This is a genomic window from Pseudomonas sp. P4_C8 (assembly GCF_056401975.1).
Genome location: NZ_JBFUIH010000023.1, coordinates 100,077 through 122,641, shown reverse-complemented (window position 1 = coordinate 122,641; position 22,565 = coordinate 100,077). Strand labels below are relative to the sequence as shown.

The window sequence follows — 22,565 nt, the reverse complement described above, 5'->3', positions numbered from 1 at the left end:
TTGCCCCAGATTACGGACAGCATGAACAGTAAACATATTGACCTGCTGGACTTCGCCGAGCTGCCGGCCCCGGTCTATTTCCGCTACGCCGATTTCAACACTCACGAGTACGCCGCGACCCACCGGCATCCGTGGGGCACGCTCGAGTACTCGGCCAATGGCGTGTTGCACATGGAAATCGGCAACAGCCGCTTCATGTCACCGCCGCAATACGCGGTGTGGGTGCCGCCCGAGACCGAGCACAGTTTCTATAGCAACCAACCGATCAACTACCGTGCGGTTTGCCTGACGCCGTCGCTGTGTCGCGAGTTGCCGCAACAGGCCTGCACGCTGGCGATCAGCGATATTCTCAAAGCGATCCTCAAGGACTTTGCTACGCGAGACGTGAAGATTCCCGAGCATGAGGCGGACATTCGTTTAGGTCAGGTATTGGTGGATCAACTGCGACTGGCGCCGGTGCATGAATGCTATTTGCCCTACGCCAGCAGTCCGGGACTGTTGGGGATACTGGAAGCGTTGCAAGCCGAGCCCGGAGACAACCGGCCCTTGGCCGACTGGGCCACGCAGATCCACGTCAGCGAACGCACCCTGGCGCGGCAGTTTGTTCGCGAGCTGGGCATGAGTTTCGGTGAGTGGCGGCAACGGTTGCGGTTCCTCGCGGCGATTGAGGCGCTGGACAGCCATCGCAGCATTCAGGACATTGCCTTCGACATGGGGTACAGCACGGGTTCGGCCTTTATCGCAATGTTTCAACGCCAGGCCGGATGTACACCGGAGCAGTACCGACGCAGTCACCTCGAGAGCAGGAAGGTGTGACAGGGGTTGTCTACACTCCAGAACGAGGCCGTGCCCATCGGTACGGCAACAAGGAGAAAACTCCATGACGATGTTGCGTGTCCCTTTGTTGATGATCGGCTTGCTGCTCTGCTCCCAAAGCTTCGCGACCACACCCCAGCAGGAAAAGATGACTGTCTGCAACGCCGATGCGACGGCCAAAAGCCTCAAAGGTGATGAACGCAAAATGTTCATGAGTAACTGCCTGAAAACCGAGCCGGCCGTCCCTGACATAAAAACCCTGACCCCTCAGCAACAGAAAATGAAAACCTGCAACGCCGATGCCACCACCAAATTACTCAAAGGTGATGAGCGCAAGGCGTTCATGAGTGATTGCCTGAGGAACAAATAAGTCCCGGTTCGGGAAATGTGGGGGCCTGATCGCGAGCAGGCTCGCTCCCACAATGGATCTATGTTCGCAAGACCAAAGTGGGAGCGAGCCTGCTCGCGAAGGGGTCAGTCAGGGCACTGCAAAAAAACGCGGAACCCCGACCAAAGTCGAGCTACACAATTCCTAGTGCTGCCACCGGAACGCTGGCAGACTGCCAATCCTTTTACGCTGTTCGTTTTGAGGCTGTATGCCAACGTTTTCTCAACGCCACGTTTTGCTGCTGATCAGTTGGTTCATCATTTTTGGTGGTTTGCTACTGGTGATCCCGCTGCGCTTGTTGCCAAGCCTGCTGGCCGGTCTGCTGGTGTTCGAACTGGTCAATATGCTCACGCCGCAATTGCAGCGGCTGATCGAAGGGCGGCGTGCGCGCTGGTTGGCGGTGGCGTTGCTCGGGACCTTGGTGGTGAGTGTGCTGGCGCTGATCTTTGCCGGCGCCTTCAGCTTCCTGCTGCACGAAGCGGAAAACCCCGGCGCTTCCCTCGATAAATTCATGGGCGTGGTCGACCGGGCGCGCGGGCAATTGCCGCCGTTCATCGACGCCTATCTGCCCGCCAGTGCCGGTGAATTCCGCGTGGCCATCGGCGAATGGATCAGCAAGCACTTGAGCGACTTGCAGCTGGTAGGCAAGGATGCGGCGCACATGTTTGTGACGCTGCTGATAGGTATGGTGCTGGGCGCGATCATTGCCTTGCAGCGTGCGCCGGACGTGACCAAGCGCAAGCCTCTGGCGGCCGCACTGTTCGACCGCTTGCACCTGCTGGTCCAGGCTTTTCGTAACATCGTGTTTGCGCAGATCAAGATTTCGCTGCTTAACACCTTCTTCACCGGAATTTTCCTGGCGGTGGTCCTGCCGATGTTCGGCATCAAGCTGCCTCTGACTAAAACCCTGATCGTGCTGACCTTCCTGCTCGGCCTGCTGCCGGTGATCGGCAACCTGATGTCGAACACCCTGATCACCATTGTTGGCTTGTCACTGTCGATTTGGGTCGCGGTGGCGGCGCTGGGTTACCTGATTTTTATCCACAAGCTCGAATACTTCCTCAACGCGCGCATTGTCGGCGGGCAGATCAGTGCCAAGTCGTGGGAGTTGCTGCTGGCGATGCTGGTGTTCGAGGCCGCGTTCGGCCTGCCGGGGGTGGTGGCGGGGCCGATTTATTACGCGTATTTGAAGAGTGAGTTGAAGCAGGTGGGGATGGTTTGATCCGGCAGATTTGTATTGCCTGATCTGACGCCATCGCGGGCAAGCCATGCTCCTACAGTTGACCCGAGATCTCATGTGGGAGCATGGCTTGCCCGCGATGCAGGCGCCGCGGTCTTCCTGATCAGTCCATCGTGCCGTAACGCTTGGCCGCTTCAATCGCCAACCCGCTACCAATGCTGCCGAAGATGTTCCCTTCCACATGCCGCGCATTCGGCAACATCGCCGAAACACTGTTGCGCAACGCTGGAATCCCGCTTGAACCGCCGGTGAAGAACACCGTATCCACCTGATCGACCCGCACATCGGCGTCGTTGAGCATCTGGGTCACGCTGGTGCGCACGCGCTCCAGCAGCGCTTCGATGGCGGATTCGAACAACGCCCGGCTCAGTTCAACACTCAGCCCCGGCTCGATGCGGTCCAGCGGCACATGGCGGCTATCGGCGTGGGTCAGCTGGATCTTGGTTTCTTCCACTTCCATGGCCAGCCAATGGCCGGCGCGCTGGTCGATCAGCTTGAACAGGCGATCGATGCCGCCAGTGTCTTCGATGTCGTAACGCATGCTGCCCAGGGCCAGGGTCGACTTTTGCGAGTACACCGAGTTGATGGTGTGCCAGGTCGCCAGGTTCATGTGGTGGCTGGTGGGCATGTAGGCGCCGCTCTTCATGCGGCTGCCGTAGCCGAACAGCGGCATCAGGCCTTGCAGGCTCAGTTGCTTGTCGAAATCGGTCCCGCCGATGTGCACGCCGCCGGTGGCGAGGATGTCGTCGTGACGGTTGTCGTGGTTGCGGCGTTCAGGCGACAGACGCACCAGCGAGAAGTCGGATGTACCACCGCCGATGTCGACAATCAGCACCAGCTCTTCTTTTTCGATGGTTGACTCATAGTCGAATGCCGCCGCAATCGGTTCGTACTGGAACGAAACATCCTTGAAGCCAATGGCGCGAGCCACATCCACCAGGGTGTTTTCGGCTTCCTGGTCGGCCAGTTCATCGTCATCGACGAAAAACACTGGACGGCCCAGCACCACTTCCTCGAACTCCCGACCGGCGGCTGTTTCGGCGCGCTTCTTCAACTGGCCGATAAATAGCCCGAGCAGGTCCTTGAACGGCATCGCCGTACCGAGAACGCTGGTGTCGTGCTTGATCAACTTGGAGCCCAGCAGGCTCTTGAGCGAGCGCATCAGCCGGCCTTCGTAGCCTTCCAGGTACTCGTGCAGCGCCAGCCGGCCGTACACCGGGCGGCGTTCTTCCATATTGAAGAAGACCACCGAGGGCAGGGTGATCTTGTCGTCCTCCAGCGCGATCAGCGTTTCCATGCCGGGGCGCAGCCAGCCGACGGTGGAGTTGGACGTGCCAAAGTCGATACCACAGGCACGGGCTGGAGATGCGTTTTTCATGTCTTTCAAGTTCCGGTTAAAAAACGGCCGCGCAGTGTATGCCAGTGCGACGAATAATCGAAGGCCGACTATCTGCTAATTCGCAGGCATTAGCGCTTGAAAGACTCAGCTTTGCCCCAAACTTGCTGGCATGGGCCTGGTAGCCAACCGGCGGTCGCAAGAACCGTCGTCCGCTGCCGATAAACTTCTGACGCGCTGCCCGGTCACAAAATTGAGATCGGTCAAACCAAACGCTGCAAACAAGAGCATGCTGTGGCTGGCGACGCGATTTGATAACGGATGGTGATTCTTAGATGGACTTCAAAGACTATTACAAGATTCTCGGTGTGGAGCCGACCGCTGACGATAAGGCGATCAAGGCCGCCTATCGCAAGCTGGCGCGCAAATACCACCCCGATGTCAGCAAGGAAAAGGACGCCGAGGCCAAGTTCAAGGACGCCTCGGAAGCCTATGAAGCGCTGAAAAGCGCCGACAAGCGCGCCGAATATGACGATTTGCGCAAATATGGCCAGCACGGCCAACCGTTCCAGGGCCCGCCAGGGTGGCAAGGGCGTGGCGCAGGCGGTTTCGGTGGTGGTCAGGACGCGGGCGATTTCTCGGACTTTTTCAGTTCGATTTTCGGCAACCGTGGCCCTGGTTTCAATGGTGGACAGTCGCGTCGCAGCACCGGACGTCGAGGGCAAGACGTGGAAATGGAACTCGGGATTTTTCTGGAAGAAACCCTCTCGAACGAATCGAAGAAGGTCACCTTCCAGGTGCCGCAGTACAACCCTGCCGGCCAGCACGTCAGCAACACCAGCAAAAGCCTGAACGTAAAAATCCCGGCCGGCGTGACCGACGGCGAGCGGATCCGCCTCAAAGGCCAAGGGGCTCCGGGCGTGGGTGGCGGGGCCAATGGCGACTTGTACCTGACGATCCGTTTTGCGCCGCACCCCAAATTCGATGTCGAAGGCGAGAACCTGATCATCACGTTGCCTCTGGCACCGTGGGAGCTGGCGCTGGGCGCAGAAGTTGCCGTGCCGACCCTGACCGGCAAGATCAACCTCAAGGTGCCGGCCGGCAGCCAGAACGGCCAGCGCATGCGCGCCAAGGGCCATGGCTTGCTGAACAAGGCCGGTGAGCGCGGTTACCTGTTTGTACAACTGAAGGCAGTCATGCCGAAAAAATCGGAAGATGACATCAAGGCCTTGTGGCAGGAACTGGCGAAAAAAGCGGCATTCGACCCGAGAGAGAACTTTTGATCGCTTAGAACCAAGGAGTAACTGACGATGAGCACTCCCCTGATCGTTCACCTGGACCTGGCAGAATTCTGTGAGGCGACCGACCTGTCGGACGTCTACGTGATCGAAATCGTCGAACACGGCATCCTCGAACCTCAGGGCAAGCAGCCCAAGGATTGGCGTTTCAACGATTATGAGCTGGCGCTGGCCAAGCGTGCCGCCAAACTGCGGCACGACCTGGAACTGGAATGGGAAGGCGTCGCCCTGGCGCTGGACCTGCTTGAAGAAGTCCAGCAGCTAAGGGCCGAGAACCGAATGCTCAAGCAACGGTTGGGGCGGTTGGTGGTCGAGTAGGTGTTCTGGGTTTTTGTATTGTCTGTTCGGGCGCCATCGCGAGCAGGCTCACTCCTACAGTGACCGTATGTAGGAGTGAGCCTGCTCGCGATGAACGATAACGCGGTCTCCTGCTTTACACCCTGCGGGGCAACACCACAGTAAACAGCGTCCCATCCGCCTCGCTGGAGCTGACCTCTATCGTCCCGCCATGCGCATTCACCACTTCCTTGACGATAAACAACCCCAAACCAAGGCTGGTCGTTGGCTGGCCGAGTTCCTCGTCGGCGCTGCGCACCAGCGGGTCGAAGATGGCGCCGATGGCATCCTCGGGAATCGGAACGCCAAAGTTGTGCACTGTCAGGCGAACCGCGTCCGGCTCGCCGCTCACGGTGACGTTGACATCCTGTTTGTTTAAACCGTGCTGCAACGCATTGCCAATCAGGTTCTGTAGCAGCTGATCAAGTCGTCCGGCATCCCAGACGCCTCGGGTATCGCCCACGACGTTCACTGTTGGATCGCACTCCGGGTTACCGGCGCAGGCTACGGCAATCGCGGCATGGGCTGCATCCGCCAGATCCATGGGCGCCGGTTCGATGGGCAGGCTCTTGCCCAAACGACTGCGCACCAGCTCCAGCAAATCGCTGACCATCACCGCCATGTGTCGAGCGCCGCGCTTTATGTTGATCGCGCAGGTCAGTGCATCGCCTTCAAGCGCGGCTTTGCGCAGTAACAGTTCGGTAGACATGCTCACCGCTTGCAGCGGGGCCCGCAGGTCATGCCCCAGGATTGCGAGAAAGATGTCCCGTGAATGATTGACCTGCTCGGCATAGGCCGCAGTGGATTCGGCAAGGGCTTCGTCGATGGCTTCGTTGAAGCGGATCATGTCCTGGAAGTAGGTCAGGTCCGGTGATTCCAGGCTGTTGACCCACAAGCGAATCACACAGGCTCGCAGGTGGCGGAATTCGCTTGTCATCTGCACCAGATCGAAGCCCACGGTATGGCGCAGTTCACCATGGCTGGCGCCGGCCTCGTCCAGGCTTGGCGTTTTCTCCGGCCCTTCCCCCTTGGCCTTGGCGCTCTGTTCGCGGGCGGTTTGCGCAGTGGTCATGTCCCGCGCTGCCGCTAACAGGATTGCCTTGGCGTGATCACGCAAAGCCGCACGATCCATATTTTCAGCCGCCGGCGTGATGGTTCTGGCGAACTGCTCCCATTCATCGACGATACGGTCCACGTGTTGCCTGATGAATTCGGATAAGCGCATGGCCGGTTTCCTGACTGAAGGTCTGGGCAGCTTAGTCTTTTTGACGGCGGCCCAATACTACCGTTCACGCGCAGGTTCAGAGGGCGAGACGGTCAGGGTGGTAATTAATTATTTTTCAGGTTTTAAAGTTGAATGTGAGTCGCTGTTTTCAAGCGGTTTGTCAGCAGTTATTTAATCTTTTGTTTTTTTCGTCGTTGCATAAGCTGGTTGCTCTTGTCGTCGCATAGGGATTTTTGCGAAATGGAAGCGTCATCAGAAGGAACTGTATTGGAAACATCGCCAGCGGTGTCCGATGAGGGTGAGAACATCTATCTGGAATACCTCAAACAAAAAGTCCCGGCGTTTATAAAGACCGTGCCGGCTGACAGGCTTGAGTCATTCGTCAACCAGAGCCCGGCTGTTCCCGAGTGGTATGGCCGTGCGCGCGCCATGGATCGCCAGTACTTGAATGGGCTTATCGATGAGCGCTGGCGATTGCAGGGCTCTTTGGAAAAGACACTCAATGATTTGCAACAGGACATCAAAGCCTTTGCGCAACCGTTACTTGTTCAAGCCCTGAAAGATCAGCTGGATCTTGAACAGGACGTTAATACAACGTTAGTGCGGCTTTATGTTCCCGCCACACTGACATTTGGAATTGATACTCACGCCAGTCGATTCAGACAACACACGTTGCTGGAAGCGGCTCTGCACAATTTTGAAGAATCGGAAACACAGGCCGGCGCCTTTCGCGATGGCTCCGGTATTTTCACCAAGGATGCCGCAGGGGAATTGCAACGCCAGGCGCTGACAGTCGAGCGGTTTGCTGTCCTGTGCCGGACGCTGGATATCGGCGCACAGTATCAGAAACACATCACCGAACAGCTCAAGCCAGCAACCGTTGATATCAGGACAACGCTTGAACAGCATACCGTCGCCTGCGAAATAGCGGCTTTCAATGAATCAGCACTCATTGCGTATTTAAAGAACGACATTTCTTACTATTCATACGGCAAGTTGCAGGACGTGCGGGATCGTAAAAGCAACATCATGTTGGGCAGTCGACCGCTGCAATGTCATCGCTTGTCACTCATGGGATTCAAGCTGACCGGCATTGTATTGTTCAGTGCGGTGGCGGACCCCTCGCTGGTGAAAAGAACCTATGACAGTCTGATTCCGGCGCACCAGCGATTGTTGACGGACTGGTCTCAGCGCCTGTCGATATTGCCGGGCCAGGAGTTTGAACAGTTCAAGTTACTCGAGGCGTTTTTCGCCAACGGCCCCCGTGGTGTGCTTGATGAAATGCTCCGTCAGGACGATATCTATCAACAAAGTCGTCTGGACGGCCCATTGATCGCTTATGTGCCGGACGACCCCGAACACCCGCTCAAGGAATATGCATCGTTCACTGATTTCATGAAGGTGCTGATCAGCCAGTTGCGTTCACCAGGCTATCAACGGTTTTTCAGCCGTTTCGTGGCGCAAAAAGACAAGGGCCGTTTCTTCTCGAGAGTCAACGAGCGCCTCACCACCTTTACCTGGCATCAACGCGAGCCTCTGGACATGGGCCCGTGGTGGAGGGAAACCGCCACGGAAAACCCCGATGCGGAGCCGATCACCAACCCCGTCACGGGCGATATCTGGCGTCATATCTCAGGCTGGCGCAGAGAGAAAGCCATCGCCGACGCGCGACAAATTGCCGTGCCCACGGATGATGAAGATGCTGCCGCTCGCTGGGCGCGGTTGACCAGTTACTTGAGTCTGGGCTGGAACGTGTTCAATTTTGGCGCCCTGCTGGTGCCGGGGCTGGGCGAAGCCATGCTGGGCATCATGGCCGGGCAAATGCTGCTCGAAACCATGGAGGGCATTGAAGACTGGAGCAAAGGGGACCGGGAGGAAGCATCGGGTCTGCTGGTCGGGGTCATGATCAATGCGGCTCAACTGGCACTGATGATGGCCGGGCACGTGTTGCCCGCACGCCTCCCGACACCGGTCAAGGCATCGTCGTTTGTCGATCAGCTGAAAAAGGTCGAGCTCCCCGATGGGGCTACCCGTCTCTGGAAACCCGACCTGAAACCCTATGAATACGCGGTTTCCCTGCCCAAAGATGTGGCGCCGAATGAACGAGGTCTTCATCGACACAATGGCAGGGATTTTCTTCCACTGGAGGGCAAGCACTTCGCGGTCAACGAGGATCCGCAGACCGGCCAGCCGCAGTTGCAGCACCCGAATCGATCGACGGCCTATCAGCCGAAGTTGAAGCACAACGGGGTCGGTGCCTGGCAAACCGAACTCGACCGCCCCATCGAATGGGACAAAACCACCCTCATGCGGCGTCTGGGGCCGATGGTCGACGGATTTGATGAGGCAACGCTGGAACACATCCGTATCGCCAGTGGTGTAGAAGAAAACGCACTGCGCAGGTTGCAGGTGGAGAACGACGCACCACCGGCGCTGTTCGTCGACACGATAAGACGCTTTCAGGCATGCGCTGAAACCGAAAAACAGCAAGGTCCGTTGACCTATCTGCAACGCAAGACCCGTTTCGATGCGCTCTACAACGCGCATCAACTTTCAGAGCATGCCGGTGTGCGGGTGATACAGGACGCCTTTTCGCACTACCCGGCCAACCTTGCCGAAGAGCTGCTGGCCGCTGCTGCGCCTGAAGACCTGCGTGTGGTTGCGCAGAAAAAACGTCTTCCCTTGAAACTCAAACAACAGGTACGTGCCGCCTTGTTGGAGGTGCGTACGACGCGGGCCTACGAAGGGCTATTCCTTGAGTTTCTGCACACCGCAGATACCGAAAGACTGGCGTTGCACACCCTGGAAACATTGCCGAACTGGCCTGGCGATGTGCGCATCGAAATCCGTGAGCATTCGTTCTCCGGCCCCCTGCGAGACAGCATTGGCCCGCAAGACGCAAGCGTGCGCAAGGTGCTGGTGAGTAGCGACGGTGACTATCAGGCGCGGGACGCTGCCGATCACCATCTGCATGGTGCTGACAATCTGTTTGCTTCAGTGCTGCATGCGCTGCCCGACACGCAACGTATTGCGCTCGGTTATGAGATCAATCAAGGGGAAGCACTCAGGCAGGCGGTTCAAAGGGCACCACTGGCGCGGGACAGGTTGCAACCGATGCTGGCCGACAACCCGATCCGCAAGCCGTTTTATGATCCCCAAACGATGAAACTGCGCGGTGGCATGCGGGGTGGTGCGCAAGGCATTCAACGACTCAACGCACGGCTGACCCCGCAAGAACGGGTCAGGAGTGTGCGTCCCGGCTGGACAGAGGACGAGGCCCGGACCTATCTGGAGGGCGACGGTCGCGAAGGCAGCCCGCAGCTGCGCGCCAGTGAACTTGAGTCGCAGTTCAATCGACTCAACGCCAACTTCCAGCGCTGGCTGAATTCACCCACCGACACCTTCAGGTTCAGCGCCGCAGGAAGAGCCGAATGGCAGTCAAGAAACGCCTTATACAACGCGATCAGGCAATGCTGGCAGCACACCGGGCCAAGGGATGTGGATGTCTTCGGCAATATGCACGGGATAACGCTGGACCTGAGTGGTATGCCACTGGGAAGGCATTTGGCGACGATGCCGCCTCTGGAGGGGGATTTTGGGCATGTCACCCACCTGAATCTGCTGAACAGCGGATTGGCCGATGCCCAGGTGTCGCTGCTCGATCACTTTCCCAGGCTTCGCCACCTGAACCTCAACGACAACCCGCTCACGCGGTTTCCTCGCGTGGTGGGCCGGATGCACGGGCTGAGGGAGTTGAATCTGCGTGGCAATCGAATGGTACTGGACGCCGCGTCGGTGGCTGATCTGGGCGGGCTTGTGCACCTGGAAAGCCTGGACTTGATGGGCAACCCGTTGGGGCGCGTCCCCGATATCGGCCGCATGCCCATGCTGCATACGCTGCTGTTGACTGACACGGGTATTTCCACTTGGCCCGGCGGATTGTTTTCACTGCCCAGGTTCCGGCATTTCTATCTGGATATTCAGTTGAACCGGATCCTTGAGGTCCCTTCGGTTGCGCGTGGCAGCGCCGACGCGGAACTGTTGGCGCGCACGGTGTTGAGCCGCAATGCGCGGTGGTTGCCGGAGGCCAATCTACAGACGCTGCGCGAGTACATTCAGTCCGTGGGTATGGACCCTGATCGACCTTATCCGCCCCGTGGAGTACGCGATAGCCTCGATTGGGAGCAAGGTCTGACTCGGCCTGAGTGGGTCGCCCGGCAGGAGGTATGGAATGAGGTCGAGGATGAGTTCGGTTCACTGCCGTTCTTCAACGAGATCCGCAAACTGACGGAGTCGTATCACTTCAAGCATGACATCGCCTTTCGAAGGGACATGACCGCCAAGGTCTGGCGCATGCTCGACGCCATGGCGAAAGACACCGCGCTGCGAGAAAAACTGTTCACGATGTCCACGGCACCTACGCAGTGTGTCGATGGCGGGGCTCAACTGTTCAACGCCATGGGTGTGGAAGTGCTGATTCACGAAGCCTATGAACTGGCGAGCCGGAATCTGGTGGAAGCAGAGCTGGTGCAGCTGGCGCAGGGCAAATCCCGTCTGGATGAGCTGAGCAGAATCGCCCACAAGGTCATTGGTGAGCGAACGAGTCAGGGCGAGCAGTTCAGACGCGTCAATGCGGCGGGTGAAGTCACCGGCACCATTGATGAAGTCGAGGTACACCTGGCGTACATGACGGACCTGGCCGACCGCCTCGAACTGCCTTGGCAGTCTCGAAAAATGCAGTTCAGGACAATCGCCGCGGTCACGCCACAGATGATCGAAGCGGCCTGTCAGCGTGTGCTGGATCTGGAGGCCGGGGAGCTGCTGCGTGATTCGATCAGCGAACAGCCGTTCTGGGTGTCTTACATCCAGGGCTCCAATCGTCGTGCGTTCAAAGCCATCAGGCGCCGTATCGACGCGACCACCGATTTTTACATGGCGCTGGAAAAGCGGGCGACCCCGTCCCTTTCCTTGCCGGAAAAAGCGCAATTGAAAGAAGAGATCCGGGTACTCGCCGCCGAACTTGGCAAGCCGGAAAGCGAGTTCGCCCCAGGACTTGTCATGAGCGCCCAAGCGTATGAAAGCGAAATGAGCCAGCTCAATGCCCAGACGCAGACATTGCTCAAGACGCTGACCCGACAAGCGATGGACCGGACAAAACTGCAACGGGCCGAAACGCCCCTCACGCTGAAAAACTGAATCGACGAGGATGTCGATGACGGCATGGAAACCGATGGTTTTCGTGCCGCCCTATTACTTCGTACATAAGGATATGTACCTTGCGAAACAAACACGAAAGCAACGACAAAAATACAGCGCAACCACCGGCTGCCGAGCAACAAAGTGTTCACGCCGAATTCATGGCCAACGCCATCCCGGCCTGGATGGTGAATGCTTCGCCCGAACGGCGAGAGGCGCTGAAAAACGCTCCGCTCATTCTTCCCGACTGGTACCAGGCGGCGTCGCAGGCGCAGCGTCAGGCCTTGAACGCGAGTTTTGTGGCGAGTGTGACCTCGCAGAACCTGCTGGATAAAACAATGTCGCGCCTGCAGGACATTGATGCGTTTGCCGAACCGCTACTGGTCAGGGCGCTCAAGGATCAGTTCGGAGTGGAACTGGACGTCACTAAAACTTTCCTGCAACTGAAAAAGCCTCTGGAAATGGGCATTCTGGAAATCGAGGTCGGCACCTTCGAGGTGTTGAAGTTGCCGCTGCTGCAAGCCGCGTTGCACAACTTCGAAGCGCGGGAGTGTGCTCCCGCTCACTTTCATTCTTCCTCAGGCTTTGTTGTCGAATCGACTCCGGGCCAGTTCAGCGAAGTGACCACGGCCCTGACGGTGATGCAGTACCTGAAGCTGTGTCGGGAGCTGGACATCGGTGCGAAGTATCAGGCGTATCTGAAAGACTTTTTGCAACCTTCCAGTCCCGTGGCCGAAGCCGTACTGCGCAACCGGTTTGTGGACAGTCAAAAAGCTGCGATACGCGCGGCTGCCGAGCTCGCCTTGCTGAAGAAGGACATCGAACCGAAGGATTACTCGATGATCCTTTCGGTGATTGACGGAGAACTCAACCCGAAGATCGACAACACCCCCGTGTGGATGTGCGACCTGGTGTTGATGAAGAAGAGAATGACCGGCTGCGTGCTTTTCCATATTTGCGAAAAATATCGCTATTGCGATGATGTCCTTCTCTACATTCCCCACGACCCGCAGCACCCGTTAAAACGTTACAAGGGCCGGGAAATGGAGGCGACCTTGAAGCGACTGTTCATGGCCACTGATGCCTCGCCACCGGCCAACGGTGGCCCGACGGCGTATCAACGCTTTTTCAGTCAGTTCGTTGCCTATGCCGATCGTCCGTATTACTTCAGCCAGTTCACCCGAAAGGCAGCGGATTCTCCGCCAGACTCGCTAGCGCCCTTGCGATCACCCTTGTGGAAAGCGATTGAAGTGCTCCCGCCGTTTTTTTCGACCTTCTACCAGCTTAACGAACTGCCTCCCGAATTACCCTCCCGACAGGAGCCGGTCGACGAACCTTATATCCCGATCAAGGGCTACCGGCAGCATGGTCTCTGGGGACCGAACGTCGATCCCTGGGTGGATCTCTATGAGCAAAGTCGTCGCAAAATCCTGGCGGATGCCCGCAGTCACGCGGTGCCCACGGCCGATGTCGATGCCCGGGTGCGAGCAGAAAAAATCGCTCATTTGCTTGAGGTCGGCATGCTGGTGTTGAACGTCACCTCGATGTTTGTACCGGTGCTGGGTGAGGTGATGATCGGGGTGATGGCCGGCCAGATCCTGTACGAGACATTCGAAGGGGCCATTGAGTGGAGCGAGGGTGATCGCAACGCGGCCTGGGCTCACCTGACCGACGTGGCGGAAAACCTCGCGCTGATTGCCGTGCTGCACGGAGCGGGGAAGGGCCTGGCTAAGCTGGCACCCGTGAAGCCCGAACCCGTGGTCGAGGGGTTGAAACCGGTCACGCTGCCCACGGGGCAACAACGGCTGTGGAAGCCGGACCTTGACCCTTACAAGACTCCCGTTACGTTACCGGCGAATTCGCAGCCTGACGTACTGGGGCTGCACTCGGTCAACGGCCACGCTATTTTGCCGCTCGATGAGGCGCGCTTTTTGGTCAGGCAAGATCCCGCCAGCGGTGAGTATTGCATCCAGCACCCGCGCCGGCCCGAGGCCTATGCACCGCACCTGGACCATAACGGCGCGGGCGCGTGGAGCTACGAAGGTGAAGAACCCCTGAGCTGGGACGGGCCGATCCTGATGCGACGGCTGGGCTATCGCGCGCAGGCCTTCACGGAGGCGCAACTGGAGCAGGTGCGCATCGCCAGTGGCGTTGAGCAAGATCAACTGCGTCGCCTGCATGTCGAACTACAGCCGCCGGGTGCGCAGCTGTCCGACACCTTCACGCGCTTTCGAATCGACCGGGACATTGAAACCTTCAGGGAACAGATCGGCAGCGATCACCCTGGGGTCTACGCCAAGGCGGATCTGCGCCTGCAATTCAGGCTCATGCGCAGTCAGGAGCTGTTGCCCGCTACACCCCCGATCAAGGTCTTGGACAGCCAGGCAAACCTGATCTGGGAAGACCCGGTCACAGGCGCCGGGCAATCACGCCGGTTGACGTTCGTCGTGAGTGATCGCGAAGTGGCGAACGGCACGGTGCTCACGTCGCTGCTGGACCTGTTCAAAGCGCAACGGGTCGATATCGTACGTGTTCCGGGAACAGCGGATATGACGCTGGAACAACGCGCCACTGCACTGCGCAAGGAAATCGGCCGCGCCGTGCAGAACAAAAAATATTCATTGTTCGAGTCTCTGTATCGAGAACAGGAGGCCAACGGTCAAAGTTCCTTGGCACGAATCAAGGTGTTTTTCCCGCAGCTACCCAACGTCGTTGTAGAAGAGATACTGCAAGGCGCGACTCAGGCAGAACGGCTGGAAATGGACAATCCCGGGCCCTTGCCTCAGCGCCTATACGAGCAGGCCGAGCAGGCCCGACAGGAACTGCGTGTGGCGCGAGCCTATGAAGGCCTCTATCTCGAGATCTCCTCCGGCGTCGACAGCGAACGGTTGGCCCTGCGCAGTCTTGAAGCGCTGCCTGGCTGGCCGAAGGACGTGCATCTCGAGCTGCGCGAATACGGGCCGCAAGGGAAATTATTGGACGCGATCGGTCCCGCGCAGAACCCGGTCCGTGCGGTGCTGGTGGTGGATGCGAACACCCGGTTCGCGCAATCGACTTCTGCAAGCCTCTATTCGTCTGTATTGCAGGCCCTGACGGCAGAGGAACGCCAGGCATTGGGCTTCACGCTGCAAGAGGCCGAGCGATTGAAAATGACGGTGCAACAGACGCCGTTGCCGCGAGATCAGTTGAGGGCGGTGCTTCAGAAGCACCGCGTGCTCAAGCCAAGCGTCGAGCCAGGCATGAAGTTGCTCGGCGGTGTTGGCCCGTTGCCGTCGGGGCAACAGCTCGCCAGCTTTTTCCGCACGCCGCGTGCGCGGGTGCTAAAGCTGTATCCCGACTTCAGCGAGGCCGAGGTCGAATCCTTCCTGCGCTCGTTGGGCGACGACGTTCGGGGTGGGCTGACTCGACGTGAAGCCGAATGCGCGACCCTCAAGAAAGAGTTGGATACCTGGGTTCAAACCCGCGTAACGGCAGAGCGCAGCCCCGCTGTAGCAGGGCGGTTTCCGGGGGCGCGCGAGCGTCAGATCGCCAGCAATATCAACCGCTGCTGGCGTCGGCAGACGGGCTCGATACTGAGCATCGACTCGACCGTTGAGCTGCCATCGCTGAGTGCCCGATTCGAGCATGTCGAGACGCTCGCGCTGACCGGTACAGGCGTGCGCAACCTCGATGCGTTTCTCAAGGGGTTCACCGAACTCAAGGCGTTGAGACTGGAGGGCATGTCCCGGCTCAGCGCATTGCCGGAGGCGGTCGGTGAAATGCAGGGTTTGACTCACTTGAGCCTCAGAGGCAGCCGGGTTCGATGGAATGAACACACGGCTACGGTGCTCGGTAAATTGAGTGCGCTTGAGACGCTCGACTTGTTGAAAAACCCGCTGGGTATCGCACCTGACTTCAGCACCATGACTCGACTGAAGAACATCAACCTCAGCGGCACCGGCATCGACCAATGGCCCTTGGGCATGGGGAATCTGCCCGATTTGCAAGTGCTGGACTTGCGCGAGAACCACCTGACCGAAATGCCCCAAGAGATGCTCTCTACGGCAGATGAACAACTGGAAGCCAACGCCAGGGTGAATCGGGTCACGTTGCTTGAGGGTAACCCGTTTACGCGCCAGGCCTGGCAGCAACTCAAGGACTATCGGGAACGTCTGCAAGCGCTAAGGCCTGAGCTCCTGGAGGGAAGCCTGCCAGATGCCTTTAAAGTTCAGGACTCAATGAGTGCCAGGGTTCGTCAACTGTACCCCGGCTTCGACGAGTTCGACGTTGAGGAATTCCTGCAAACCCACGGGCTCGCGGCTGAGCCTGAGCTGGCTCGTCTTGAGCGTGAGTATGAAACGCTGAATCAGCAGCTATCGGCCTGGGCGTTTTCCGGGGGCGGCGCACGTTCGCGCTACGTTCGGGCCGGTCAGATGGCCACCGGTTTGTCTGACCGGGCAGAGCGCTACACAGCCGTCGACCGCATTCGAGAATGCTGGCGGCGGCAATCCCCGCAAAGAAACGCGGTCGACGGTAGCCCCATCGGTTTTGAGCTCGACTTGAGTGGCCAGACGCTAGACAGCGTGCCGGACCTTGAGGCCGATTTCAGTCATGTGGGTTCGCTCAAACTCAGCGGCATGGGCCTGAGCGTTTCGCCAGAGGGTTTTCTTGCGCATTTCAAAGGCGTGCGCTGGCTGGACCTGTCGGACAACCAGCTGACGGCGATACCCCCGGCGCTGGATGACATGCACGGGCTGACGCGTTTGTTTTTGCAGCGCAACCGCATCCGCTTGACTCCGGAAACGGTGGGGATCCTTTCCCGACGGACAACACTCAGGGCGATGAACCTGGCGCAAAACCCGCTGGGCATGGCGCCGGACTTCACTCAGATAACCGATATGCGCTCGCTCAACCTGAATTCGATCGACATTGAGACATGGCTGGTGGGCCTGGGTGCGCAGCCGTTACTGGATGTCATTGATTTGAGAAACAACCGGATCACGACGATCCCGGAGTCGGTGATCGCACCGCCTGCCGAACGGCTGGAACAGGTGGCAGGCCTCAATAACTTTACTCACATCGGTGGCAACCCGTTGTCCGAGGTCACCCAGCAACAGCTGCGCGATTATTGGAGCCGGCTTGAGCGCGAACGTCCGGATTTCTGGGGAGTCAGGCAACCGGGAGCCTTCGAGTATCGAGCCCCGATGGCGTTAGCCGGGCGCGCGACAGGCGGAGGGCAGGAATTGACAACGCTTCAGCGTTGGCTCAAAGACTTGCCCGCTGACCAGGTAACGGCCAGGCAGGCGCAATGGCAATCACTGTCGGCACAGGAGGGCTCCCAAGGGTTTTTCAATGTACTCAACGATCTCGAGAATGCCGGCGCCGGCCATACGGACCTTCAGAGACGTGTATGGGAAGTCGTCGACACCATCACCGAAGGCAACCCCGAATCCGTGGCGCTGCGTCAGGAGATGTTCGAGTGGGCCGGCAGGCCTGCCTGCTGTGATCGTGCCGCGTTGTCATTCAGCAACCTGGAAATCATGGCGCTGGTGTACCGGGCGCGGACGCTGGCCATGGACGGCGAGCAGAGTGCAGCCCTGCTGAAACTGTCCAGAGGCTTGTTCCGGCTGGAGGAACTCGAGAAAATTGCGTTGGCCGATATCGAGCAGCGCACAATCGCGATCAATAACACGCCGGGCTTGTCGGCGGCCCTCAAGACCCAGCAGATCCGCTTTCTGGAAGAGGTCGAGATCAAACTGGCCTACCGTTACGGACTCAAGGACCGGCTCGGATTGCCGGGGCAACCGCGGCAAGTCCGTTTCGCTCACATGGGTAAAGTCACCCCGGCGATGCTTGATCAGGCCTGCGCCAAGGTGCTGGCGCTGGACGACTCGCCTGAAGAATTTCAGTCGCTGGTGGCGAAAGATTTCTGGAAAGACTTCGTCACCAACAAGTACCGCGCGCAGTTCGAAGCGCAGCGCGAACCCTATCAGGATCGCCTGGCCAAGCTGCGTGATCGCCAGCAGGCAGGGGAGTTATCAGAAGCGCAATTCAAGGTGCAATCTGCAGACCTGGATGCTCAGTTGCAGATTGAGGAGGCTGTGATGATCGAGAAGTTCTCTCGCGAGGAGTTGACCGAACACCCGATCTAAACAAACGCTGCTGACCGATGAACAAAGGCCTGGATCTGCGCAAGCATCCAGGCCTTTTCTGTGTGTCGCTCAACCGATCAAAACAGGAAATAGCGCTGCGCCATCGGCAACACATCCGCCGGCTCACACCACAGCAACACACCGTCGGCCTTGACCTGATACGTCTGCGGATCGACATCAATGTTCGGCAGGTAATCGTTGTGGATCAGGTCGGTTTTCTGCACCTCACGGCAACCTTTCACCACCGCGATTTTCTTCTTCAGGCCCAGTGCATCGGGAAGGCCTGCCTCCTGCGCCGCCTGGCTGATGAAGGTCATGCTGGTGGCGTGCAGCGAGCCACCGTAGCTGGCGAACATCGGCCGGTAGTGCACCGGTTGCGGCGTTGGAATCGAGGCGTTGGCGTCGCCCATCAGGCTGGCCGCGATGGCGCCGCCCTTGAGGATCAACGTCGGTTTGACCCCGAAAAACGCCGGGCGCCACAGCACCAGATCGGCCCATTTACCCACTTCCACCGACCCCACTTCATGGCTGATGCCGTGAGTGATCGCCGGGTTGATGGTGTACTTGGCGATGTAGCGTTTGGCGCGGAAGTTGTCGTTGCCCTCGCCATCGCCCGGTAGCGGGCCGCGCTGCTTTTTCATCTTGTCGGCGGTCTGCCAGGTACGGGTGATGACTTCGCCGACGCGGCCCATGGCTTGGCTGTCGGAGCTGATCATCGAGAACGCGCCGAGGTCGTGCAGGATGTCTTCGGCGGCAATCGTCTCGCGGCGGATGCGGCTTTCGGCGAAGGCTACGTCTTCGGCAATGCTCGGGTCCAGGTGGTGGCAGACCATCAGCATGTCGAGGTGTTCGTCGATGGTGTTGCGGGTGAACGGCCGGGTCGGGTTGGTGGAACTCGGCAGCACGTTGGCAAATCCGCAGGCCTTGATGATGTCCGGCGCATGACCGCCGCCCGCGCCTTCGGTGTGGTAGGTGTGGATGGTGCGGCCCTTGAAGGCGGCGAGGGTGGTTTCGACGAAACCGGATTCGTTGAGCGTGTCCGTGTGGATCGCCACCTGCACGTCGTACTGGTCGGCGACGCTCAGGCAGTTGTCGATGCTCGCCGGGGTGGTGCCCCAGTCTTCGTGCAGCTTGAGGCCGATGGCGCCGGCCTTGACCTGCTCGATCAACGGCTCCGGCAGGCTGGCGTTGCCTTTGCCGGTGAGGCCGATGTTCATAGGGAACGCGTCGGCGGCCTGGAGCATGCGCGCCAGGTGCCACGGCCCGGAGGTGCAGGTGGTGGCGTTGGTGCCGGTGGCAGGGCCGGTGCCGCCGCCGATCATGGTGGTGACGCCGCTCATCAATGCTTCTTCGATCTGCTGCGGGCAGATGAAGTGGATATGCGTGTCGATGCCGCCGGCGGTGAGGATCATCCCTTCACCGGCGATGACTTCGGTGCTGGCGCCGATGGCGATGGTCACGTTCGGCTGGACGTCCGGGTTGCCGGCCTTGCCGATGCCGGCGACGCGGCCGTCCTTGAGGCCAACGTCGGCTTTGACGATGCCCCAATGGTCGATGATCAGCGCGTTGGTGATCACCGTGTCGACGACCTCGGCGGCCAACAGCTGGCTCTGGCCCTGGCCATCGCGGATGACTTTGCCGCCGCCGAATTTCACTTCTTCACCGTAGGTGGTGAAGTCTTTTTCGACTTCGATCCACAGCTCGGTGTCGGCCAGGCGAACCTTGTCGCCGACGGTGGGGCCGAACATGTCGGCGTAGGCTTGTCTTGAGATTTTCATGCACTTGCCTTGGGATTCAATTGGATTTGGAACCGCTCGCCTAGCTCGCTATCGCTGGCAAGCCAGCTCCTACAAGGGAATCGCATCCACATGCGATCTCCTGTAGGAGCTGGCTTGCCAGCGAAGGGGTCAATGCACACGACGCACTAATCAGAGGTCACCCATGATCCGCCCGGCAAATCCGAACACCCGCCGATGCCCGGCCAGATCCACCAACTCAACCTCACGACTCTGCCCCGGTTCAAAGCGCACGGCGGTGCCGGCGGGGATGTTCAGGCGCATGCCGCGGCTGGCGGCGCGGTCGAAGGTCAGAGCGTCATTGGTTTCAAAAAAGTGGTAATGCGAGCCGACCTGGATCGGCCGGTCGCCGCTGTTGGCCACTTTCAGGCTGACGGTACGACGACCCGCGTTGAGCTCGATGTCGCCGGGCTGGATCTGGTATTCACCGGGAATCATCAGTGGGCTCCTTGCAGAATCTTGTAGTAGAGCGCGGTGGGTTTATAGCGACCGCTCGGGTCGCAGGCGTAGTCGGGGATTTCCCCCGCCCGGGTGTAACCCTGCGCCTTGTAGAAATCTTCTGCGGGGGAGCCGGCTTCGGTGTCGAGGTAGAGCATGCCGCGCTTGTGCTGGAGAGCGGCCTGTTCCAAAGCGCTCATCAACTGTTGGCCCAGCCCCCGCCGACGTGCATGTTCGCGAACCAGGAGTTTTTGCACTTCGGCGCGGTTCAGGCCATTGGCTTTCTGACACAGGGTCAGTTGCACACTGGCCTGCACTTGTTCGTCCTTGACCACCACCCACAGCAGCACGTTGCCCTTGTTCAGGTTCTCCTGAACGTCATCGAAATAGGCGCGGGCCTGGGTGGCATCAAGATCAGCCATGAACCCGACGCTGGCGCCGTAACCGACTGCGTCGAGCAGCAGATCAATCAAGCCCTGACGGTAGTGTGCAAAGCTTTCAACATTGACGCGGCGTAGCTGGGCGGCGTTCATCCGGAGTTACTCCTTGCGGGCGATTGGCGGCTCCGCGCCAGGATTGAGGGTCAGTTGCATGAAGGTCAGGTCCAGCCAGCGACCGAACTTGGTGCCCACCTGGGGCATTTGCCCGGTGGTGATGAAGCCGGCGCGTTCATGTAGACGAATAGAGGCCGCGTTACCGCTTTCGATGGCCGCGACCATCACGTGTTTGTCGCAGCCTTTGGCGCGTTCGATCAGCACCGTCATCAGTTGCGGGCCGAGTCCATTGCCACGCTGGTCGCTGCGCACATACACCGAGTGCTCAACGGTGTGGCGAAAGCCATCGAACGGCCGCCAGTCACCGAAGGACGCGTAACCCAGCACACTGTCGTCAGCGTCGACTATCACCAGAATCGGGTAGCCCTGAGCTTGCCGGGCACTGAACCAGGCCTGGCGGTTGCCGAGGTCTACGGCTTGTTCGTTCCAGATCGCCGTGGTGTTGAGCACGGCGTCGTTGTAGATGTCGCGGATCGCCGGCAGGTCGGCGTGCGTCGCATCGCGAATGTGGTAAGTCATGGCGGGGCCTCAGGCGATAGGTTGGTGGACGGTGACCAGTTTGGTGCCGTCGGGGAACGTCGCTTCAACCTGGATCTCCGGGATCATTTCCGGGATCCCTTCCATGACTTGTTCGCGGGTCAGCAAGGTCGTGCCGAAGTGCATCAAGTCGGCCACGGTCTGGCCGTCCCGCGCGCCTTCGAGCAGCGCAGCTGAGATGTAGGCCATGGCTTCCGGGTAATTGAGTTTCACGCCGCGCGCCAAACGCCGCTCGGCCACGAGGCCGGCGGTGAAGATCAGCAGCTTGTCTTTTTCGCGTGGGGTCAGGTCCATTGTTGGAGTCCATCTGGGCAGATAAAAAAGTTCGGAACTGTAAACGCATCCCCTGTAGGAGCTGGCTTGCCAGCGAAGCCTTTGGCGTCAGTGAGTACGCCTTCGCTGGCAAGCCAGCTCCTACAGGGGGGCGGTGTTCAGGTGCTCCATATTCTGGGGGGGACGGCTTCGCGACCGAGCAACGCCGGCCGGAGCAATCGCCACACATCAATCAACCAGCCGCGCGCCAGCAGCGCTTCACTGGCCAGGCACCGAGCCACCAACAGCCCCGGTAACTGGGTCAAATCCCCGCGTACATCATTGGGCAGCGAACGACAGGTTTCCAGCAACTCACTGTCGATCTCTCCGGTCACCAGCAATGTCGCAAACACCGGTTGCCCGTCCAGCCCGATGGGCGAATCCAGCAAGCCGTCATTGCCGACAATGCGCTGGCGTTCGTGCCAGAGCAACTGGCCGTCACGGCGGATATCCAGATGCGCCTGAAAATGCCCGAGGTCAAAACGCTCGCCACTGGCCGGTCGACCCAGCGCCACAACGTCCCAGTAGAACAACCGCGCATCGCCTTCCAGCTCAATTGAGGTACTCAATTCGGCCTGCGCATCACTGAAGATAATCGTCTCTTGCGGCAACCATTCCAGTGTCGCGCCCGAAGCCACCCTCAAATCGAGTGTCTGGTAGGCCGGGCCCGCCGCGCGATACCACTTGGCCGCGCCGGGGCTGGTGATTTGTGCCCAGGCGTTGGTGCCGACGCTGGCCGAAATGTCCAACCGATCACCGCCGGCAATCCCTCCGGGCGGGTGAACGATGATGTGCTGGCACACCTCGGGGCCTTCGGCATACAGGTGCTTTTGCACCCGCAGCGGGCCTTTATGGCGACGCTGTACCGGGCGCGTGCTGTCGCCGAAACGGGCGTAGCCCAGCTCCAGCTCGGCGTGCCAGCTCGGCGTAAACAGGACAATAGGGGCAGGTAAATTCATAAT

The 22,565-nt window shown here is 59.3% G+C and carries 16 protein-coding genes; 8 read left to right on the top strand and 8 right to left on the bottom strand.

The annotated features are described in order from the left end of the window. Positions 1-21 precede the first annotated feature (21 nt). From AC1DWM_RS16375 to AC1DWM_RS16365, 3 genes are all read left to right on the top strand, one after another. Positions 22-816, top strand: a complete 795-nt coding sequence (locus AC1DWM_RS16375) for an AraC family transcriptional regulator (RefSeq protein ID WP_477795659.1) — start codon at positions 22-24, stop codon at positions 814-816. A 64-nt stretch (positions 817-880) separates the two neighbouring features. Next, a complete protein-coding gene (locus tag AC1DWM_RS16370) occupies positions 881-1,186 on the top strand; it encodes a PsiF family protein (RefSeq protein ID WP_223518501.1) in 306 nt (101 codons plus the stop codon). A gap of 226 nt (positions 1,187-1,412) precedes the next feature. Then, positions 1,413-2,426 carry an AI-2E family transporter gene (locus tag AC1DWM_RS16365; protein ID WP_223515039.1) on the top strand — a complete coding sequence of 338 codons (1,014 nt, stop codon included), beginning with the start codon at positions 1,413-1,415 and terminating at the stop codon, positions 2,424-2,426. Between the two features lie 121 nt (positions 2,427-2,547). Here AC1DWM_RS16365 and AC1DWM_RS16360 read toward each other — a convergent pair whose 3' ends face one another. After that, a complete protein-coding gene (locus tag AC1DWM_RS16360) occupies positions 2,548-3,822 on the bottom strand; it encodes an Hsp70 family protein (RefSeq protein ID WP_477795658.1) in 1,275 nt (424 codons plus the stop codon). Between the two features lie 293 nt (positions 3,823-4,115). Between AC1DWM_RS16360 and AC1DWM_RS16355 the strand changes: the two genes are divergently transcribed. Continuing rightward, positions 4,116-5,063, top strand: a complete 948-nt coding sequence (locus tag AC1DWM_RS16355) for a DnaJ C-terminal domain-containing protein (RefSeq protein ID WP_477795657.1) — start codon at positions 4,116-4,118, stop codon at positions 5,061-5,063. A 27-nt stretch (positions 5,064-5,090) separates the two neighbouring features. Beyond that, positions 5,091-5,396 (top strand): chaperone modulator CbpM, encoded by a 306-nt coding sequence (locus tag AC1DWM_RS16350; RefSeq protein WP_477795656.1) that lies wholly within the window; start codon positions 5,091-5,093, stop codon positions 5,394-5,396. A 115-nt stretch (positions 5,397-5,511) separates the two neighbouring features. On the opposite strand, the gene AC1DWM_RS16345 is transcribed toward AC1DWM_RS16350, so the two are convergent. Next, complete coding sequence (locus AC1DWM_RS16345; protein WP_477795655.1) at positions 5,512-6,639, bottom strand: sensor histidine kinase; 1,128 nt, start codon at positions 6,637-6,639, stop codon at positions 5,512-5,514. Between AC1DWM_RS16345 and AC1DWM_RS16340 the strand changes: the two genes are divergently transcribed. From AC1DWM_RS16340 to AC1DWM_RS16330, 3 genes are all read left to right on the top strand, one after another. Beyond that, positions 6,638-6,814, top strand: a complete 177-nt coding sequence (locus AC1DWM_RS16340) for a hypothetical protein (RefSeq protein ID WP_223515062.1) — start codon at positions 6,638-6,640, stop codon at positions 6,812-6,814. The two genes, AC1DWM_RS16345 and AC1DWM_RS16340, sit on opposite strands and share 2 nt — an antisense overlap. Before the next feature lie 65 nt (positions 6,815-6,879). Continuing rightward, positions 6,880-11,835 carry an NEL-type E3 ubiquitin ligase domain-containing protein gene (locus tag AC1DWM_RS16335; RefSeq protein WP_477795654.1) on the top strand — a complete coding sequence of 1,652 codons (4,956 nt, stop codon included), beginning with the start codon at positions 6,880-6,882 and terminating at the stop codon, positions 11,833-11,835. Between the two features lie 80 nt (positions 11,836-11,915). After that, positions 11,916-17,966 carry an NEL-type E3 ubiquitin ligase domain-containing protein gene (locus AC1DWM_RS16330; RefSeq protein ID WP_477795653.1) on the top strand — a complete coding sequence of 2,017 codons (6,051 nt, stop codon included), beginning with the start codon at positions 11,916-11,918 and terminating at the stop codon, positions 17,964-17,966. A gap of 77 nt (positions 17,967-18,043) precedes the next feature. Here AC1DWM_RS16330 and ureC read toward each other — a convergent pair whose 3' ends face one another. The 6 genes from ureC to AC1DWM_RS16300 all read right to left on the bottom strand — a co-directional run bounded on the left by ureC (position 18,044) and on the right by AC1DWM_RS16300 (position 22,562). Next, positions 18,044-19,744 (bottom strand): urease subunit alpha, encoded by a 1,701-nt coding sequence (gene ureC / locus AC1DWM_RS16325; RefSeq protein WP_223515070.1) that lies wholly within the window; start codon positions 19,742-19,744, stop codon positions 18,044-18,046. A gap of 150 nt (positions 19,745-19,894) precedes the next feature. Continuing rightward, the gene (locus AC1DWM_RS16320) at positions 19,895-20,200 is read right to left on the bottom strand and encodes an urease subunit beta (RefSeq protein ID WP_157714371.1); all 306 of its coding nucleotides are present in this window, start codon (positions 20,198-20,200) and stop codon (positions 19,895-19,897) included. Further along, positions 20,200-20,733 carry a GNAT family N-acetyltransferase gene (locus AC1DWM_RS16315; RefSeq protein ID WP_477795652.1) on the bottom strand — a complete coding sequence of 178 codons (534 nt, stop codon included), beginning with the start codon at positions 20,731-20,733 and terminating at the stop codon, positions 20,200-20,202. The genes AC1DWM_RS16320 and AC1DWM_RS16315 overlap by 1 nt, the downstream gene beginning before the upstream one ends. Before the next feature lie 6 nt (positions 20,734-20,739). After that, entirely contained in the window at positions 20,740-21,273 is a 534-nt protein-coding gene (locus AC1DWM_RS16310; RefSeq protein ID WP_477795651.1) for an N-acetyltransferase family protein, read from the bottom strand. 9 nt (positions 21,274-21,282) lie between these two features. Beyond that, positions 21,283-21,585 carry an urease subunit gamma gene (locus tag AC1DWM_RS16305; RefSeq protein WP_007945249.1) on the bottom strand — a complete coding sequence of 101 codons (303 nt, stop codon included), beginning with the start codon at positions 21,583-21,585 and terminating at the stop codon, positions 21,283-21,285. A 137-nt stretch (positions 21,586-21,722) separates the two neighbouring features. Next, on the bottom strand, positions 21,723-22,562 hold the full coding sequence (locus AC1DWM_RS16300; protein ID WP_477795650.1) for an urease accessory protein UreD: 840 nt from the start codon (positions 22,560-22,562) through the stop codon (positions 21,723-21,725). Positions 22,563-22,565 lie beyond the last annotated feature (3 nt).

Bases quoted from the DNA above. Each gene is read 5' to 3' on its own strand.
- AC1DWM_RS16360 (WP_477795658.1), bottom strand. From the start codon at position 3,822: ATGAAAAACGCATCTCCAGCCCGTGCCTGTGGTATCGACTTTGGCACG.
- AC1DWM_RS16300 (WP_477795650.1), bottom strand. From the start codon at position 22,562: ATGAATTTACCTGCCCCTATTGTCCTGTTTACGCCGAGCTGGCACGCC.
- AC1DWM_RS16370 (WP_223518501.1), top strand. From the start codon at position 881: ATGACGATGTTGCGTGTCCCTTTGTTGATGATCGGCTTGCTGCTCTGC.
- AC1DWM_RS16310 (WP_477795651.1), bottom strand. From the start codon at position 21,273: ATGACTTACCACATTCGCGATGCGACGCACGCCGACCTGCCGGCGATC.
- AC1DWM_RS16335 (WP_477795654.1), top strand. From the start codon at position 6,880: ATGGAAGCGTCATCAGAAGGAACTGTATTGGAAACATCGCCAGCGGTG.
- AC1DWM_RS16315 (WP_477795652.1), bottom strand. From the start codon at position 20,733: ATGAACGCCGCCCAGCTACGCCGCGTCAATGTTGAAAGCTTTGCACAC.
- AC1DWM_RS16320 (WP_157714371.1), bottom strand. From the start codon at position 20,200: ATGATTCCCGGTGAATACCAGATCCAGCCCGGCGACATCGAGCTCAAC.
- AC1DWM_RS16365 (WP_223515039.1), top strand. From the start codon at position 1,413: ATGCCAACGTTTTCTCAACGCCACGTTTTGCTGCTGATCAGTTGGTTC.
- ureC (WP_223515070.1), bottom strand. From the start codon at position 19,744: ATGAAAATCTCAAGACAAGCCTACGCCGACATGTTCGGCCCCACCGTC.
- AC1DWM_RS16305 (WP_007945249.1), bottom strand. From the start codon at position 21,585: ATGGACCTGACCCCACGCGAAAAAGACAAGCTGCTGATCTTCACCGCC.
- AC1DWM_RS16375 (WP_477795659.1), top strand. From the start codon at position 22: ATGAACAGTAAACATATTGACCTGCTGGACTTCGCCGAGCTGCCGGCC.
- AC1DWM_RS16350 (WP_477795656.1), top strand. From the start codon at position 5,091: ATGAGCACTCCCCTGATCGTTCACCTGGACCTGGCAGAATTCTGTGAG.
- AC1DWM_RS16345 (WP_477795655.1), bottom strand. From the start codon at position 6,639: ATGCGCTTATCCGAATTCATCAGGCAACACGTGGACCGTATCGTCGAT.
- AC1DWM_RS16340 (WP_223515062.1), top strand. From the start codon at position 6,638: ATGGCCGGTTTCCTGACTGAAGGTCTGGGCAGCTTAGTCTTTTTGACG.
- AC1DWM_RS16355 (WP_477795657.1), top strand. From the start codon at position 4,116: ATGGACTTCAAAGACTATTACAAGATTCTCGGTGTGGAGCCGACCGCT.